Annotated in this window: 14 protein-coding genes; 6 read left to right on the forward strand and 8 right to left on the reverse strand. The window is 70.7% G+C overall.

Going from position 1 to position 16,549, the window contains the following annotated elements; translation table 11 throughout:
• Positions 1 to 11: 11 nt before the first annotated feature.
• The 4 genes from ftsZ to recN all read left to right on the forward strand — a co-directional run bounded on the left by ftsZ (position 12) and on the right by recN (position 6,278).
• Positions 12 to 1,796 (forward strand): cell division protein FtsZ, encoded by a 1,785-nt coding sequence (gene ftsZ / locus A37E_RS0110065; RefSeq protein ID WP_029556463.1) that lies wholly within the window; start codon positions 12 to 14, stop codon positions 1,794 to 1,796.
• A gap of 491 nt (positions 1,797 to 2,287) precedes the next feature.
• Complete coding sequence (lpxC, locus tag A37E_RS0110070) at positions 2,288 to 3,223, forward strand: UDP-3-O-acyl-N-acetylglucosamine deacetylase (RefSeq protein WP_029556464.1); 936 nt, start codon at positions 2,288 to 2,290, stop codon at positions 3,221 to 3,223.
• 481 nt (positions 3,224 to 3,704) lie between these two features.
• Positions 3,705 to 4,589 (forward strand): outer membrane protein assembly factor BamD, encoded by an 885-nt coding sequence (locus A37E_RS0110075; protein ID WP_029556465.1) that lies wholly within the window; start codon positions 3,705 to 3,707, stop codon positions 4,587 to 4,589.
• Between the two features lie 6 nt (positions 4,590 to 4,595).
• A complete protein-coding gene (gene recN / locus A37E_RS0110080; protein WP_029556466.1) occupies positions 4,596 to 6,278 on the forward strand; it encodes a DNA repair protein RecN in 1,683 nt (560 codons plus the stop codon).
• Positions 6,279 to 6,297: 19 nt separating this feature from the next.
• Here recN and arfB read toward each other — a convergent pair whose 3' ends face one another.
• Both arfB and A37E_RS0110090 read right to left on the reverse strand, forming a co-directional pair.
• Entirely contained in the window at positions 6,298 to 6,720 is a 423-nt protein-coding gene (gene arfB, locus A37E_RS0110085) for an alternative ribosome rescue aminoacyl-tRNA hydrolase ArfB (RefSeq protein ID WP_024281271.1), read from the reverse strand.
• Between the two features lie 55 nt (positions 6,721 to 6,775).
• Positions 6,776 to 7,894 (reverse strand): GNAT family N-acyltransferase, encoded by a 1,119-nt coding sequence (locus A37E_RS0110090; protein WP_029556467.1) that lies wholly within the window; start codon positions 7,892 to 7,894, stop codon positions 6,776 to 6,778.
• Between the two features lie 327 nt (positions 7,895 to 8,221).
• On the opposite strand from A37E_RS0110090, the gene A37E_RS0110095 reads away from it, so the two are divergent.
• On the forward strand, positions 8,222 to 8,830 hold the full coding sequence (locus tag A37E_RS0110095) for a hypothetical protein (RefSeq protein ID WP_156026280.1): 609 nt from the start codon (positions 8,222 to 8,224) through the stop codon (positions 8,828 to 8,830).
• Positions 8,831 to 8,913: 83 nt separating this feature from the next.
• Here the strand turns inward: A37E_RS0110095 and A37E_RS0110100 are convergent, their stop codons facing one another.
• Positions 8,914 to 10,446 carry a YifB family Mg chelatase-like AAA ATPase gene (locus tag A37E_RS0110100; protein ID WP_024281268.1) on the reverse strand — a complete coding sequence of 511 codons (1,533 nt, stop codon included), beginning with the start codon at positions 10,444 to 10,446 and terminating at the stop codon, positions 8,914 to 8,916.
• A 144-nt stretch (positions 10,447 to 10,590) separates the two neighbouring features.
• Here A37E_RS0110100 and A37E_RS0110105 point away from each other — a divergent pair, with 144 nt between their 5' ends.
• Positions 10,591 to 11,373, forward strand: a complete 783-nt coding sequence (locus A37E_RS0110105) for a class I SAM-dependent methyltransferase (RefSeq protein ID WP_029556469.1) — start codon at positions 10,591 to 10,593, stop codon at positions 11,371 to 11,373.
• A 6-nt stretch (positions 11,374 to 11,379) separates the two neighbouring features.
• On the opposite strand, the gene A37E_RS0110110 is transcribed toward A37E_RS0110105, so the two are convergent.
• From A37E_RS0110110 to hypF, 5 genes are all read right to left on the reverse strand, one after another.
• On the reverse strand, positions 11,380 to 11,691 hold the full coding sequence (locus tag A37E_RS0110110; protein WP_024281266.1) for a polyhydroxyalkanoic acid system family protein: 312 nt from the start codon (positions 11,689 to 11,691) through the stop codon (positions 11,380 to 11,382).
• A 113-nt stretch (positions 11,692 to 11,804) separates the two neighbouring features.
• Entirely contained in the window at positions 11,805 to 12,749 is a 945-nt protein-coding gene (gene gshB / locus A37E_RS0110115) for a glutathione synthase (RefSeq protein WP_029556470.1), read from the reverse strand.
• A gap of 78 nt (positions 12,750 to 12,827) precedes the next feature.
• Positions 12,828 to 13,229 carry a YraN family protein gene (locus A37E_RS0110120; protein ID WP_029556471.1) on the reverse strand — a complete coding sequence of 134 codons (402 nt, stop codon included), beginning with the start codon at positions 13,227 to 13,229 and terminating at the stop codon, positions 12,828 to 12,830.
• Positions 13,222 to 14,193 (reverse strand): 16S rRNA (cytidine(1402)-2'-O)-methyltransferase, encoded by a 972-nt coding sequence (gene rsmI / locus A37E_RS0110125; RefSeq protein ID WP_038192859.1) that lies wholly within the window; start codon positions 14,191 to 14,193, stop codon positions 13,222 to 13,224. The genes A37E_RS0110120 and rsmI overlap by 8 nt, the downstream gene beginning before the upstream one ends.
• Positions 14,194 to 14,247: 54 nt before the next feature.
• Positions 14,248 to 16,548: a carbamoyltransferase HypF gene (gene hypF / locus A37E_RS0110130; protein ID WP_029556473.1), complete on the reverse strand. Its 2,301-nt coding sequence runs from the start codon at positions 16,546 to 16,548 to the stop codon at positions 14,248 to 14,250.
• Position 16,549: the final 1 nt, after the last annotated feature.

Genomic DNA, 16,549 nt, shown 5'->3' on the forward strand with positions numbered 1-16,549 from the left:
GGAGCAATAGCATGACGATCAACCTTCAGATGCCCGACATTCGTGAGCTTCGTCCCCGGATCACGGTGTTCGGTGTGGGCGGCGCCGGCGGCAACGCCGTTAACAACATGATCACCTCCGGGCTCCACGGCGTGGAGTTCGTGGTGGCGAACACCGATGCCCAGGCCCTCGCCCTCACCAAGGCCGAGCGCGTGGTGCAGATGGGCGTGGCGGTGACCGAGGGTCTCGGCGCCGGCTCCCAGCCCGAGGTCGGCCGCGCCGCCGCCGAGGAAGTCATCGACGAGATCCGCGATCACCTGTCCGGCTCGCACATGGTGTTCATCACCGCCGGCATGGGCGGCGGCACCGGCACCGGCGCTGCCCCCGTGGTGGCCCGCGCGGCCCGCGAGCTCGGCATCCTGACCGTCGGCGTGGTGACCAAGCCCTTCCACTTCGAGGGCCAGCGCCGCATGCGCGTCGCCGAGCACGGCATCAGCGAGCTGCAGAAGAGCGTCGACACCCTCATCGTCATCCCGAACCAGAACCTGTTCCGGGTGGCGAACGAGAAGACCACCTTCGCCGACGCCTTCGCCATGGCCGACCAGGTGCTCTATTCGGGCGTCGCCTGCATCACCGACCTGATGGTGAAGGAAGGTCTCATCAACCTCGACTTCGCCGACGTGCGCGCCGTGATGCGCGACATGGGCAAGGCCATGATGGGCACGGGCGAAGCCTCCGGCGACAAGCGCGCCATCCAGGCCGCCGAGGCCGCCATCGCCAACCCGCTGCTGGACGAGACCTCCATGCGCGGCGCCGGCGGGCTGCTGATCTCCATCACCGGCGGCAAGGACATGACCCTGTTCGAGGTGGACGAGGCGGCGACCCGCATCCGCGAGGAAGTGGACCCCGACGCCAACATCATCCTCGGCGCGACCTTCGACGAGATGCTCGACGGCATCATCCGCGTCTCCGTGGTGGCCACCGGCATCGACCCGGCGGTGATCCCCGAGCAGCTGCAGCCGGTCGCCGACCGCTTCCCCGATCTGGGTGGTCGCAAGATCTCCAACGCCGGCCGGGCTGCCGTCGAGGCCACCCGCGAGGCGCAGATCCGCAGCGCCGTGGCCGCGATCCAGGCCGAAGACCTGATCGCCATGGAAGACGCCGCCCAGAAGGGCCAGGCGCCGCAGGCCTATGCGCCCCAGGCCTATGCCCCGCCGGCTCAGTCCCAGCAGGCCCCGGCTGACCGCGCCGTCGCCATCGACGACGTGACCATCCGCACTGCGCCGCCCAAGCCCACCTATTTCGCCGAGCCGGAGCCCGCGCCCCAGCCCGCGCCGATGGTGGAGGACGAGTTCGCCCCCTACATCCCGCCGGCCGGCCAGCGTCCGCGTTCGCCGCGCATGCCCCGCGTCGACGAGCTGCCGCTGCCCGCGCAGAACCAGATCCGCGCCCAGCGGGGCGAGCCGCCGGTGGAGCAGGCCCAGCCGGACAAGAAGCGCATGACGCTGCTGCAGCGCCTCGCCCACGTCGGTCGCCGCGAGGAGCCGGAACCCGAGCCCGCGCGCCGCGAGCAGCCCAGCATGCGCGCTCCCGAGCGCCGTCCCGAGCAGCAGCGTCCCGATCCCCGCGCCGAAGGCCGTGGCGAGCCGCGCGATGCCCGCCCGACCATGCCCTCGCGTGGCGGTGAGCCGCCGGTGTCCGAGTTCGCCAAGCGTCCGCCCATGCGTCCGGCCGCCGAGGTGCCCTCGCGTCCCGGCCCGCACCATGACGACGACCAGCTGGAAATCCCGGCCTTCCTGCGCCGTCAGGCGAACTGAGGTCCGGCGAACGGACGTTCGATGAAAGTTCGGCCGGCACTGGTCTCCCCGGTGCCGGCTGCCGGCCCCCCTGCCGCCCTTTTCGCGGCCAATCCGCGGCAACCGATCTGTTCGCCCAGGGGCGGCTTCGAGACGCCCGGACCCTGTGGCTTTCGCGCCACATCTCTCCCGATTCGATTGCCCAGGACCCTCCGAACGGCTGTAACAGAGGCCTGTCCGGCGCCCTGAAACTTGCCACTAACTATTTGATAGTTAATCAGAAATTGAGAAAGGGCGTTCGTAACAGAGGGTAAGCAAGCGTGATTTGGCGTCACCCCCCGTGACGACTAGGGTGCACCCATCCTGAGGGACCGACTCGCCGGCCGTGTTGACAATTTCTTTGTACAACCGGGGCGAAAGTTGGGACCCAAGGTGAAGGTTTGAGGGAAGGAGTGCGGCAGGCGGGACACACCCGTTAGCCGGAAACTTCCCCGAAACGGGACGCACCAAAGATGCAGACCACTCTGGCTCGCGAAATCGCACTCAAGGGTGTCGGCGTTCACGCCGGGGTCGAAGCGACCATCACCCTGAAGCCCGCGTCCGCGAACACTGGTGTCGTCTTCATCCGCTCCTTCGCCGATCAGGCGCCCCGCAAGGCCACCGTCAGCCGCCGTTCCGTTCAGGCCACCGACCTCGCCACCGTTCTCGGCGATCGCTCCGGCGCCCTTGTCTCCACCGTCGAGCACGTCCTCGCGGCCCTGAGCGGCCTCGGCGTGGACAATGCCACGGTCGAGATCGACGGCCCCGAAGTTCCGATCCTCGACGGCAGCGCGGGCGATTTTGTGGCCGCCATCGACGCCGCCGGCGTCACCGAAGTGCGCGGCCGCCGCAAGTTCCTCAAGGTGCTCAAGCCCGTCCGCGTCGAGAACGGCGCGTCCTTCGGCGAGCTTCTGCCCTACGAAGCCGGTTTCCGCCTCGAGGTGGAGATCGAGTTCGGCCACGATCTGATCGGCCGCCAGCGCTTCGCCGCCACCATGTCTCCGGCCGTGTTCCGCCGCGAACTGGCGCCCGCCCGCACCTTCGGCTTCCTCAGGGATGTGGAGCGTCTGCGCTCTGCCGGCTACGCCCGCGGCGCCGCCCTTGAGAACACCGTCTGCCTCGACGAGAGCGGCGTGCTGAACCCCGAGGGTCTGCGCTTCTCCGACGAGTTCGTCCGCCACAAGGCGCTCGACGCGGTGGGCGATCTCGCCCTCGCCGGCATGCCCCTGCTGGCGCGTTACCGTTCCTTCCGCGGCGGCCACAAGCTGAACTTCCAGGTGGTGGACGCCCTGCTCGCCGACCGCGCCAACTATGCCCTCGTCGAGGCTCCGGTCCGGCCCGTCCGCGACACCGTGGGCGCCGAGATGGTCGTCTCCAGCCCGGTTCCGGTGTTCGCCCCGGAAATCTGATCTTCCAATCGGGTCTTCCTCATCCTGAAGCTGCGGCGCCCCCTCGGGCGCCGCTTCTGTTTTGGCTTGGGCCGGTCGCCTGGGCCCGGAGGGCGAGGCCGGCCGCGCGCTTGCGAAGTCTTAACCCCGTTCCGATTTAGATGCCGCTCGCCCTCGCGCTGCGTGAGCCGGCGTGGCGGGGCGGCCACACTCTCGCCGCCGAAGGCACGCGCGAGCGCCCGCCGCCACATTGCCGACTGAAAGCACCGATAGCGCGGAGGGGCTGTTTTCCTGCCGTGGCCATGGGCGCGGGGGTCGAGGTATTCCGGACGCGCGCAGGCAGTGCCTGCCGTGGCCCGAAATGGGGGGAAACGAGCAGGGAGCGTGTCGAGGAGTGGGGCGGATGTGCCCGGCTGGCGGTTTGCCGGCCGTGCGGTTTTCCCCGGCGCGATCCTTCGGTTACAAGCGGCGCCTTGAGGCGCGGGACGGAAGCTGAACCGTGATGCGATTCTTGAACGATGTCCTGCCCATGCGCGCCCTCCTGCGTGGTGCCGCGCTGACGGCTGCGCTCGTGCGCGGCGGGATGCTGGTGCTTGCCGTGGCCATGGGTCTCCTCGTCTCCGGCTGCGCCAGCGACAAGGACGACACCATTCCCCCCGACGAGCCGGCCGAGAAGATCTACAACGAGGGCCTGACCCTGCTGCGCCGGCAGGAGCCGGAAAAGGCGGCCAAGCGCTTCGAGGATGTGGACAGGACCCACCCCTATTCGGAATGGGCGCGCAAGGCGCTGCTCATGACCACCTATTCCTATTTCGAGGCGGGCAAGTACGACGAGGCGATCGGCGTCGGAAAGCGCTACATTGCGCTCTACCCGGGCTCGGCCGACGCCGCCTACGCCCAGTATCTCGTCGCTTCGGCGCTCTACGAGAACATTCCCGACATCACCCGCGACCAGCGCAAGACGCGTCAGGCCCTCGACGCGCTCGAGAATGTGGTGCGCAAGTATCCCAACACCGAGTATGCCGCCACCGCCAAGCGGAAGATCGAGGTCGCCCGCGACCAGCTCGCCGGCAAGGAGATGGCCATCGGCCGCTACTATCTGGAGCAGCGCAACTACACGGGCGCCATCAACCGCTTCAAGGTGGTCGTGACCCAGTACCAGACGACCCGGCAGGTGGAGGAAGCCCTCTATCGCCTCACCGAGTGCTACATGGCCATGGGCATCGTCGGCGAGGCGCAGACGGCCGCGGCCGTGCTTGGCTATAACTTCCCCGACAGCTCGTGGTATAAGGACGCCTACAAGCTGGTTCAGTCCGGAGGGGCCGAGCCGCAGGAGAACAAGGCGTCCTGGATCAGCCAGGCGTTCAAGAAGATGGGGCTTGGCTGATATTCCATGCTGGCGACGCTCTCGATCCGGGACATCGTCCTTATCGAGAAGCTCGATCTCACCCTGTCGGAGGGCCTCACGGTCCTGACCGGTGAGACGGGTGCCGGCAAATCGATACTGCTCGATGCCGTGTCCCTCGCCCTTGGCGGGCGGGGCGACGGCGCCCTGGTGCGCCACGGCCAGCCCAAGGGGCAGGTGACGCTCACCTTCGATCTCTCCGCCGACCATCCAGCCCACGCCATCCTCGCCGCAGCCGAGCTGCCCGACGAGGGGCCACTGGTGATTCGCCGCATCCAGATGGCCGACGGGCGCACCCGCGCCAGCGTCAACGAGGAGGCGGTGAGCGTGCAGACGCTGCGCCTCATCGGATCGAGCCTCATCGAGCTGCACGGCCAGCATGACGACCGCGCCATGGTGGACGCCGCGAGCCACCGGCTCCTGCTCGATGCCTTCGGCACCCTCACCGGCAAGGTCACGGCCGTGGGCGACCTGTGGCGCGCGTGGCGCGCTGCGCTCGCCGAAGCGAAGGACGAACGGGAGCGGCTGGAAATCGCCGCCCGCGAGGCCGACTTCATTCGCCACGCGGTGGAAGAGCTCTCCGCGTTGGGCCCGGAGCCGGGCGAGGAACTCGCGCTTTCCGAGCGGCGCACCGCCATGATGCGCTCGGAGAAGATCGCCGGCGATCTCGACGAGGCGCTGGATGCGGTCTCCGGCGGCAGCTCGCCCGTGCCGTCGCTGGCCGCCGCCGTGCGCCGGCTGGAGCGCCGGGCCGGCGACGCCCAGGCATTGGTGCGTCCGGCCGTCGAGGCCATCGACCAGGCGCTTGATGCGCTGGAGACGGCGCGCCAGCATCTGGAAGCCGCTCGTGCCGATGCCGATTTCGATCCCCGCGAGCTGGAGCGCATCGAGGAGCGGCTGTTCGCGCTCCGGGCGGCCGCCCGCAAATATCATGTCAGCGCCGACGACCTGCCGGCCCTCGCCGCCCGCTATCAGTCCGATCTGGAGCGCCTCGACCGCAGCGCCGCGACGCTGGCGCGGCTGGAAGCGAGCGTGACCGAAGCCGAGGCCGCCTATCGGACCGCCGCCGAGGACCTGTCCCGCGCGCGCCACAGCGCCGCCGCCGTGCTCGACAAGGCGGTTGCGGCGGAGCTGCCGCCGCTCAAGCTGGAGCGGGCGAGCTTCATCACCCGCGTCACCACCGACCCCGCCGCGGCGGGACCGGGCGGCCAGGACCAGGTGGAGTTCTGGGTACGCACCAATCCCGGCACGCGACCCGGCGCGCTGATGAAGGTGGCCTCCGGCGGCGAGCTGGCGCGCTTCCTCCTGGCGCTGAAGGTGGTGCTGGCGGATCGCGGCTCGGCCCCGACGCTGATCTTCGACGAGATCGACACCGGCGTGGGCGGCGCGGTGGCGGACGCCATCGGCCAGCGCCTCGGCCGTCTCGCCGAGCGGGTGCAGGTGCTGTGCGTGACCCACGCGCCGCAGGTGGCCGCCCGGGCGCGCAACCACCTCCTCATCGCCAAGGCGAGCGCCCTGGACGTGGTGGACCCGGATGCGCCGGTGACCACCCGCGTCAACGCCCTCACCGCCAGCACGCGGCGCGAGGAGATCGCCCGCATGCTCGCCGGCGCGACCGTGACGCAAGAGGCCCGGGCCGCCGCCGACCGCCTGCTGAAGGCGGCGCGCTAATCTCTTTTCCGAGCGTCCTTTAGTCCGAATCCGGCTTCGATTGCCGCATGGATTTCACCTGACCCCGCCGGTCCTTGGCGGCAAGGCGCCGCTCCTTCGAGGCGAGGGTGGGGCGCGTGGGCCGTCGCACGGGCATGACCACGGTGGCGGCGCGGATCAGCTCCACCAGCCGCTCGATGGCATCTTCCCGGTTGCGTTCCTGGGTGCGGAAACGCTGGGCCTGGATGACGATGACGCCATCCTGCGTCATGCGCCGGCCGGCGAGGCGGGCGAGGCGCATCTTCACGCCCTCCGGCAGGTTGGGCGAGCGCGCCGCATCGAAGCGCAGCTGGACCGCGCTCGATACCTTGTTGACGTTCTGCCCGCCCGGCCCGGACGCGCGCACGAAGGCGAGTTCGATCTCGTCCTCGGCGATGGCGATGCGGGGCGTGATCTCGATCATGGCGCCCTCTCCTGAGGGCGCAGCTTATGCACGGCCCGGCGCGGCCTGCCAACGCTCAGATGGCGTGACGATTCGCGGTGGGGCCGAAATGCTCCACATAACGCGGGCTGATGACCGAGACCGGCAGGATGATGAGCACATCCGTGGTGCCGAACTGGTGGTCCACCACGGCGCCGTCGCCGACGAAGCCGCCGAGCCGCAGATAGCCCTTGATGAGGGGCGGCAGCGCCTGCAGCGCCTTCTTCATGTCGATGTCGGCCTTGGCGATCCGGTTCATGGAGACGTGCCGGCCTTCGACGGCCCGCGCGCGCCACTCTTCCGGGGCCATGGCGTTGTGGTGCAGGAAGGACAGCGGCAGGTCGAGTTCCGCCGGGTCGGTGCCCTCGAGGCTGGCGCAGCCGAACATGGCGTCGATCTTGTTGCGCAGGATGTAGGTCCACACCCCGTGCCACAGCAGTTCGACGGTCCGCTTGTTGCGGTAGGGCTTGAGCACGCAGGAGCGGCCGAGTTCCAGGAAGCGCAGGGTCGGATGGGCGGCGATGACCCCGCCCACATCGAACTCACCCTGGGTGTAGAAACCGCCGTGGCGGTTCGCCACCTCCTGCCGCAGCAGGCGATAGGTGCCCACCACCTTGGGCTTGCGCCGGCCGAGCACGATCTTGCCGGCGTCGTGGTCCAGCACCAGGATGTGGTCGCAGATGGTGTCGAAGCTGTCCATGTCGCGCCGGGCGAGGCGCGTGGTGGCGTCGGGGGTGGCCGACATCTCCTCGTAGAACACCTTGTAGCGCAGGCGCTGGGCGCGGCGCACGTCGCGCGCGGTGCGGGCGAGCCGCACCTCCAGCGCGCCGAGCCGGCCGAGGACGATGCTCTCCGGCGCGGTCGGCACGGCGTCGCGGTGGCGCAGGCCCGAATAGGCGCGGAAATCCGTCACCAGCTTCTGCGGCGCCGGCATGGCAGGGCGCGCGCCGGGTGCGGCGTGCTGCGGCCGCAGGAAGGGGAAGGCACCGGGCTCGGTCCCGAACATGGGCGTGGCGCCCTCGCGGCCGAAATCCTTCTTCAGGTCCTTGGCGAAATCGCGGGCGAAATCCCGCGCCGCGTCGCGGGCGACGTCGAAGCCGCGGCCGAACAGGGCTGGCAGGTTGAAGCCGGGATCCGGCTGTCCCATTCTTTTCATCGCAACGAGCCCCACTCCGGGCCGCCGCCGACGGCGGGCGTGCCTCACCCAACGCTTGGTATCGCTCCTCCGCCCGTGCGCCGTCCAGAGCGTAACTGCCCGGCCGACGCGCCGCACTGGCTGCGAGGAGCGACCTGGAAGTTGCCCCGCTTCAGGCGGGTGCCCAGGACTTGAACGCCAGCATCACCATAGTTTTCCGACGCGATTGTGACAATGGGTGGACCCGCCGCGCCAGCGCCTCGCGATCCCGCCTTGCCGCTACGGCGCCTCAGGTGATAGCGGCAGGCTCCCGGCGCGTCCGCGCCTGTGATTCGTTGGGGGGACGACATGATTTCCACGCGCATGCACCTTTCGGCCGCGCTCCTTGCCGGCCTCGCTCTTGTTGGGCCAGTGGGCGCTGAGGCGCAGCAGCGTCCGATGCCGGTCGAGGTGACCCAGGTGTTCGTGCAGGGCATCGGGCAGGTGAACGTGCTCGCGTACAAGGCCAAGTTCGTGTCGGCTGATCCCGCTACCCGTCGTGTGGTGCTGGAAGATCCCGCGGGCCGCCGCTGGGCGGTGATCGCGCCCCCGCTGCTGGGCGACCTCTCGCTCTACCGGGTGGGCGAGAACCTGCTCATCCGCGTGGCGCCGGGCGTCGTCACCGCGCTCGGCAAGGCGCACCAGGGCAAGCCGGGCGAAGTGATGGCGGAGGTCGTCATCACGGACGGCCTGCCGGGCTGGCCGGAGGGCTTCGGCATCCGCGAGGTCACGCTGACCTCCATCTTCGTGGGCCTCGACCCGGCCGCCGGCACCGTGACCTTCGAGGGGCCGGACGGCAACGTCCGCGTGGTGCGCGCCGCCAACGACAAGGTGCTCGCCGACGTGCAGAAGGTGCAGCCGGGCGACCTCGCCCAGATCACCTATATCGAGGGCCTCGCCGTCAACGCCATGCGCTGAGGCGGCGGTCGTTCCGCTCCCGTCCGGCACCGCTGTGGTGCCGGACAATTTCTGCGCGGCAGCCGGTCTACGCCGCCGCCACTCTAGGCCGCCGCCCTTGGCCGTTCCGCTGCGGCGCGATAGGCGAGGGCTTCCGCCAGATGGCGGCGGCCGACCCCGTCCGCGCCATCGAGATCGGCGAGGGTGCGCGCCACCTTCAGAACCCGGTGATAGCCGCGGGCGCTGAGCCGCATGGCGTCGGCGGCATCGCGAAGCAGGATCGCTCCGGCCGAATCGGGCGTCGCAACCGCCTCCAGCAAGGGTCCGGAAGCCTCGGCATTGGTGCGCACATCGGGTCGGCCGAGGGCGGCATAGCGCTCCAGCTGGATCTCCCGCGCCATGGCGACGCGGGCCGCAATCTCCCGCGAGCCTTCGGCCGGGGCCGGCAGCACGAGGTCCGAGGCCGAGACCGACGGCACCTCGAGATGGAGATCGATGCGGTCGAGGAAGGGTCCGGAGAGCCGCGCCTGATATTCGTCGGCACAGCGTGGCCCGCGCTTGCAGGTGAAGCCGGGCTCCCCGGCGCGGCCGCAGCGGCAGGGGTTCATGGCGGCGATGAGCTGGAAGCGCGCGGGATAGGTGACGCGATGGTTGGCGCGGGCGATCAGGACCTCGCCCGATTCCAGCGGCTGGCGCAGGGAATCGAGCACCTGCGGCGTGAATTCCGGCAGTTCGTCGAGGAACAGAACGCCATTGTGGGCGAGCGAGACCTCGCCCGGCTTCGCCTTGGCGCCGCCGCCGACCATGGCCGCCATGCTGGCCGAATGGTGCGGGGCGCGGAACGGGCGGCGGTCCATCAGCGCGCCGTCCTCGATGGTGCCGGCCACCGAGGCGATCATGGAGACATCCAGCATCTCGGCCGGCGACAGCGGCGGCAGGATGGACGGCAGGCGCTGCGCCAGCATGGATTTGCCGGCACCCGGCGGTCCGACGAACAGGAGATTGTGGCCGCCGGCCGCGGCCACCTCCAGCGCCCGCTTGGCGGTCTCCTGGCCCTTCACGTCGCGGAGGTCGAGCATGGTGTCTCCCGGCGGTTTCATCCGTGGCTCGGGCCGGCCCATCACCTGGCGTCCGGTCATGTGGTTGGCGAGCTGGATGAGGGACTGCGGGGCGAGGATGTCCATGTCGGGGCTGGCCCAGGCGGCCTCGGCACCGCACGGGGCGGGGCAGATGAGGCCGTGCCCGCGCGCATTGGCGCCGATGGCTGCCGGAAGCACGCCGGCCACGGCCGCGATGGCGCCGTCCAGGGCCAATTCGCCCACGACCGTGAAGCCGGCGAGGGCATCGCCGGGGATGGCACCGATGGCGGCCATCAGCCCCAGCGCGATGGGCAGATCGTAATGGGAGCCTTCCTTGGGCAGGTCGGCAGGGGCGAGGTTCACCGTGATGCGCCGCGCCGGAAGGGCAAGCCCTGACGCGATGAGCGCTGCGCGCACACGCTCCTTGGCCTCGGTCACGGCCTTGTCGGGCAGGCCGACGATGGTGAAGGCCGGCAGGCCGGCCGCCACATGCACCTGAACATCCACTGGGCGCGCCTCGACGCCCTCGAACGCGACTGTCGCCACCCGCTGGATCACAGCCGCCCCCTGCCTGCTGTCCGTCTGCATCTCAAGGTAGCGGAGGGCGGGCCCGCTCGCAAGAACGAAAGAGGAACAATCGTGCTTGCGTCAAACGCCGCCCCGGCTATGCTGGAGGTAGCAAGAGGATCGGGGAGATCAGCCATGGCCGCCGAAGGTGCAGGCGCGCGCAGTCACGAGGCCCATGTGGTCGAGATGTTCGGCCCGCAGGCCGCCGCCTATGTGGCGAGCGCTGTCCATGCGCGGGGTGCTGATCTCGATGCGCTCAAGGCCCTCGTGGAAGAGGCGCGGCCCGCCCGGCTGCTCGATCTCGGCTGCGGCGGTGGGCATGTGAGCTTCACCGCCGCGCCGTTCGCGGGCGAGGTGGTGGCCTACGATCTGTCCGAGGACATGCTGGGCGCCGTCGCGGCGGAGGCGAAGGCCCGGGGCCTCGCCAACATCGCCACGAAACAGGGCGTCGCTGAGCGCCTGCCCTTCGCCGACGGCAGCTTCGACATGGTCGCTTCGCGTTACAGCGCGCACCACTGGCGGAATGTGCCGCAGGCCCTTGCCGAGGTGCGGCGAGTGGTGAAGGCAGGCGGGCAGGTGGTCATGATGGACGTGATCGCGCCCGAATGGCCGGTGGCGGACACCTTCCTCCAGACGGTGGAATTGCTGCGCGATCCCTCCCACGGACGGGACTACAGCGCCTCCGAATGGAGCCGCATCGCCGAGGAGGCGGGGTTCAGGGTGGTGCGCACGGCGCACCGGCGCCTGAGGCTGGAGTTCGCCTCCTGGGTGGCGCGCATCCGCACGCCGGAGCTGCATGTCGCCGCCATCCGCTCGCTGATGGCGGGCGCCAGCGCGGACGTGGCAACCCACTTCGAGTTCGAGGCGGACGGCTCCTTCTCCATCGACACGCTGACGCTGGAACTGGAAACGGCCTGAGCCGGCCTATTTCTTCTCCAGCATCAGGCGGCCCTGCTTCTGGATGAGGTCCTTCGCCTTGCGGGCGACCAGATCCAGCATGAACGGCAGCTCCACGGAGAGGTGCACCGCATCGTCCGCCACCTGAAGCTTGCCGCTCGCCGTCTGTCCCAGCGCGGCGATGCGGAAGTCCAGCTGCTCTCCGGTCCAGGTTTCCTCCAGGATGGAGATGTGGCGCGAGAAGCGGTCGCGCACGCCGGTCAGCCCCGCCTGGAGGCGCCGCGTCGCCTCGGCCTTGCCGAGGCGGTGGGGGATGGAGGCGGTAAAAGGCTGTCCCATGGTCGGTCCTGTGATGTCCGGGGGTGCGTCCTGACGGATAACGCCCGCAGCCGCACGGCGGTTCGCGCGGCGGGCCGAGGGCGCCGCCGCGTTGGTCTCGATTGGAAGGTGCCTCAGGCGGCGCGGCGGGCCTCGATGCGGTCCCAAATCTGCGCCGCGATGTCCGGCCCGCCCAGGCGCTTGATGGCGCGCAGGCCCGTGGGGGAGGTCACGTTGATCTCGGTGAGGTTGCCGTCGATCACGTCGATGCCGACGAAGATGAGCCCCTTCTCGCGCAGCGAGGGGCCGATGCGGGCGCAGATTTCCAACTCGCGGTCGGTGAGGTCGGTGGGCCGCGCCGCGCCGCCACGCACCATGTTGGAGCGCAAGTCGCCCTCGCTCGGCACCCGGTTCACCGCGCCGGCCGCCTCGCCATCCACCAGGATGATGCGCTTGTCGCCGTGCTTCACCGCCGGCAGGAAGCGCTGGATCACCCACGGCTCGCGGAAGGTGGCGGAGAAGAGATCGTAGAGCGAGCCGAAATTGAGGTCGTCGGCCGTCAGGCGGAACACCGCCGCGCCGCCGTTGCCGTAGAGCGGCTTCATCACCACGTCGCCGAACTCGGCACGGAAGGCCTTGATCTCGGCGAGGTCGCGGGAGATCAGGGTCGGCGGCATCAGGTCCGGAAATTCGGTGACGAAGATCTTTTCCGGCGCGTTGCGGACGTGGCCGGGGTCGTTCACCACCAAAGTCTTCGGGTGAATGCGCTCCAGAAGGTGGGTCGCCGTCACATAGGCCATGTCGAAGGGCGGGTCCTGGCGCATCAGCACCACGTCCATCTCGGTGAGGGGAATGCGCTCGCGCGCGCCGAGGGTGAAGTGGGCGCCGGCCTCGTCCTTCACGGTCAGCGGCTCCACGGCCGCGAACACTTGGCCGTCGCGCATGGCCATGCGGTCGGGCGTGTAGTGGAACAGTGCATGTCCCCGCCGCTGGGCCTCCAGAAGGAGGGCGAAGGTGGAATCCCCTTGAACATTGATGCTGGCAATGTGGTCCATCTGGACCGCGACCTTCAGGGTCATGGCAATCTCCCGCTGGCCCGATTGGGCCTCGCTGTCTCGGCTTTATCTATAGCCGGGCGGCGCGCGCCGCCACTCGGCTCAGAACTCCATTTCAAAAGCACCGGGCAGGTGCTCGGCCTCGCCCGTGCGGGCGAGGAGCACCGCGTCGAAGCGCATGTTCAGCATTGAAAGCTCCGGGTGCTCGGCGAGGTAGGCCTCGGCGGCCGCCGCAATGCGCCGGCGCTGGCGCGGCTGGAGGGAGAAGGCGGCATCGTCGAGCCGCGCCCGCAGCTTCACCTCGCAGAAGACGAGGAGGTCGCCCTGCCGGGCGATGAGGTCGATCTCGCCCGCCTTGGTGCGCACCCGCCGGGCGAGCACGTGGAAACCGTGGGCGCCGAGCAGGGTCGCGGCGCGTTCCTCCCCCGCGAGCCCGCGAGCGTGGGCGGCGCGGCGGCGCAGCTTGCCCGCGTCGGGCGGAGGGCTGGCCGGCGTCTCAGGCATCCGCGTCGGCGTCCCCGGGCTTTTCGTCCCCACGCGCCTGCGCGAGCGCGAGGGCGCGGGCGTAGACCTCGCGCTTCGGCCGGCCGGTGGCGCCGGCGACGACCGCGACGGCATCCTTCAGCGACGTATCCTTGAGGGCGCGCAGGAGCGCCGCGTCCACGTCCGCATCGCCGGCCACCTCTTCCAGGGGCGGGCCGATGACGAGGACGATCTCGCCCTTGGGGTCGTCGGCGTCCGCATAGTGGGCGGCGAGGGCGGGCAGATCGGCGCGCCGCACCTCCTCGAACGCCTTGGTCAGCTCGCGGCAGACGGCGGCACGGCGCGGGCCGAGCACGTCGGCAAGGTCGGCGAGGCTCTCGGCGAGGCGGGGGCCGGTCTCATAGAAAACGAGGGTGCCCGGCACGGCGGCGAGGGCGGAGATGCGATTGCGGCGCTGGCCGGCCTTGGGCGGCAGGAAGCCGTCGAACAGGAAGCAGTCGGTGGGCAGTCCCGCCGCCACAAGGGCCGCGAGCAAAGCCGAGGCGCCGGGCACGGGATGCACGGGGAAGCCCAGCTCCGCGGCCTCCACCACCAGCTTGAAGCCGGGGTCCGACACCAGCGGCGTTCCCGCGTCCGAGATCAGCGCCACACGCTCGCCGGCGGCGAGGCGGGCCAGCAGCTTCGGCCGGGCGCTGGCGCCGTTGTGGTCGTGATAGGCCATGAGGTGGGTCTGGATGCCGTAGCGGTCCAGCAGCCGGCGGGAGATGCGGGTGTCCTCGCAGGCGATTACATCGGCCGCCGCCAGGGTCTCCAGCGCGCGCACCGTCACGTCGGCGAGGTTGCCGATGGGCGTCGCGACCACATGCAGGCCCGGCGCGAGGCCGGGGGCGGGCAGGGTGGAGCCGGCGAGGAGGAAGGTTTTCACGACACCTGCGGCGCGGCCTTCGGGGCGGCTGTGCGGGTGCGGACGATGGGGCGTGGTCATGGCCCCACCATAGTCCCGCCCGCGCCGGACGGGAACGGCCCCGCCCGCATGGCATCACGCCATATGTCGCGCCGCAGCGACCACCGCCTGCCCCAAGGCGAGGCCGCCGTCATTGGCCGGCACCTCGGCGGGGATGAGAGGGGTGAGGCCGCGCGCGCGCAGCCGGGCGACAGCCTCCTCCAGCAGCCGGGCATTCTGGAACACGCCGCCGGAGAGGGCGACGGCATGGGTGCCGGCCTCGGCTGCCGCCTGCGCCGCGACGGAGACGAAAGCTTCGGCAAGCCCGGTATGGAAGGCGGCGGCCATCTCCGGGAGCGGCCGGGCGGCGGCAAGGTTGGCGCGGAGGGCGCGCCAGAGCGGGGCGGGATCGATCTCGATGAGGTCGTCCTGCGCGGAGATGGCGAACGGGTAGGGCGCGGCCTCCCCCGCCGCGCCGGCCTCCAGCGCCATGGCCGCCTCGCCCTCGTGGGAGAGCCGGTCGGGTGCGAGGCCGAGGAGGGCGGCCACGGCATCGAACAGGCGGCCGGCGGAAGAGGCGGGGGGGGCATTGAGCCCCTTGTCCATCATCGCCCGCAGGGTCGGCACCGGCTTTCCGGCAAACAGCGCGGCGAGGCTGGCGTCGCCATCAACGACGGCGCGGCCGAGCGCCCGGTCGAGGTGGGCGAGCAGCGCCCGCCACGGCTCGCGGCTCGCGGCATCGCCGCCGGCGAGCTGGATGGGGGAGAGGCGGGCGATGCGCCGGCTTTCGCGATAGTCGCAGACCAGCACCTCGGCGCCCCACACGGTGCCGTCGTTGCCCAGCCCCAGCCCGTCGAGGGCGATCCCCACCACCTTGCCATCCGTGCGCCGCCAGCCGGTCTCGGCCATGGCGGCGGCGATGTGGGCATGGTGATGCTGCACGCTCTCCAGCGGGAGCCCCCGCGCCTCGGCGAGGGCGGCGGCGAGGCGGCTGGCGCGATAGTCCGGGTGGAGGTCGGCGGCGATCACCTGCGGCACATGGGCGAAGAGGGCGGAATAGTCGGCCAAAGCGGTCTCGAAGGCATCGCCCGTGGCCGGCTCGTCGAGGTCGCCGAGATGGTGGGAGAGGAGGGCGCGGGCGCCGTGGGTGAGGCAGAGCGCGCTTTTCAGTTCGCCGCCCATGGCGAGCACCGGCGGCGCCCCCTCGAAATCCTCCGGCAGCGCCAGGGGAAGCGGCGCGAGGCCCCGCCCGCGCCGCATCACGCGCAGTCCGCCGGCGGCGAAGCGCGTCACGCTGTCGTCGAGCCGGCGGGCGATGGGGCGGTCGTGCATCAGGAAGCCGTCCACGATGCCGGCAAGGCCGGTTCGGGCCTCGTCATCGCGAAAAATCTGCGGCTCGCTGGAGCGGTTGCCGGAGGTCATCACCAGCGGGCGGCCGGTCGCCGCGATCAGCAGATGATGCAGCGGCGTATAGGGCAGCATCAGGCCGAGATGGCTCTGGCCCGGTGCGAGGCCGGTGGCGAGGGCCGCATCCGGCCGGAGCGGCAGCAGCAGGATGGGCGCGGAGGGGGCGAGCAGTGCCGCCTCTTCCTTTGGTGAGATGACGCAGAGGCGGTGCGCGGCGGGAAGGTCCGCCATCACCGCCAGCGGCTTGGTGGGGCGGTGCTTGCGCGCGCGGAGGGTGGCGACGGCCGCGGCGTCGGTGGCGTCGCAGGCGATGTGGAAGCCGCCGATGCCCTTCACCGCGAGGATATGGCCCGACCGCAGCAGTTCGGCCGCATCGATGATGGGATCGGCGGAGGCGATCTCCGTCCCCTCCCGCTCCAGCCACAGGCGCGGGCCGCAGGCGGGGCAGGCGATGGGTTGGGCGTGGAAGCGCCGGTCGGCAGGGTTCTCGTATTCCGCGCGGCAGGCCGGGCACATGGGAAAGCCGGCCATGGTGGTCGCCGGCCGGTCATAGGGCAGGCCGGCGACGATGGAGAAGCGCGGGCCGCAATCCGTGCAATTGGTGAAGGCGTAGCGATGCCGCCGGGCGTTGGGATCGGCGATCTCGGCACGGCAGGCCGGGCAGGTTGCCACGTCAGGCACCACGCCGATGGAGACCGTGCCGGCCCCGCTCTCCACGATGCGGAATCCGGGCTCAGGCACGGCGGCCGGACGGCGCTCCACCCGCTCGATGCGCGCTAGCGGCGGCGCCTCGGCCACCAGAGCCGCGGCGAAGGCTTCGAGAGCCGTGCGCGGGCCGCCCACATGGATCAGCACCCGTCCGCCGGCGTTGGAGACCGTGCCATCGAGGCCGAGGCGCAGGGCGAGGCGATAGACGAAGGGCCGGAAGCCCACGCCCTGCACGATGCCGGAAATCTCGATGGTCTCGCCCGCGATGCCCGCCCCGTCCATG

The sequence above is a fragment of the Xanthobacter sp. 91 genome, assembly GCF_000702385.1.
Taxonomy (GTDB): Bacteria; Pseudomonadota; Alphaproteobacteria; order Rhizobiales; family Xanthobacteraceae; genus Xanthobacter; species Xanthobacter aminoxidans.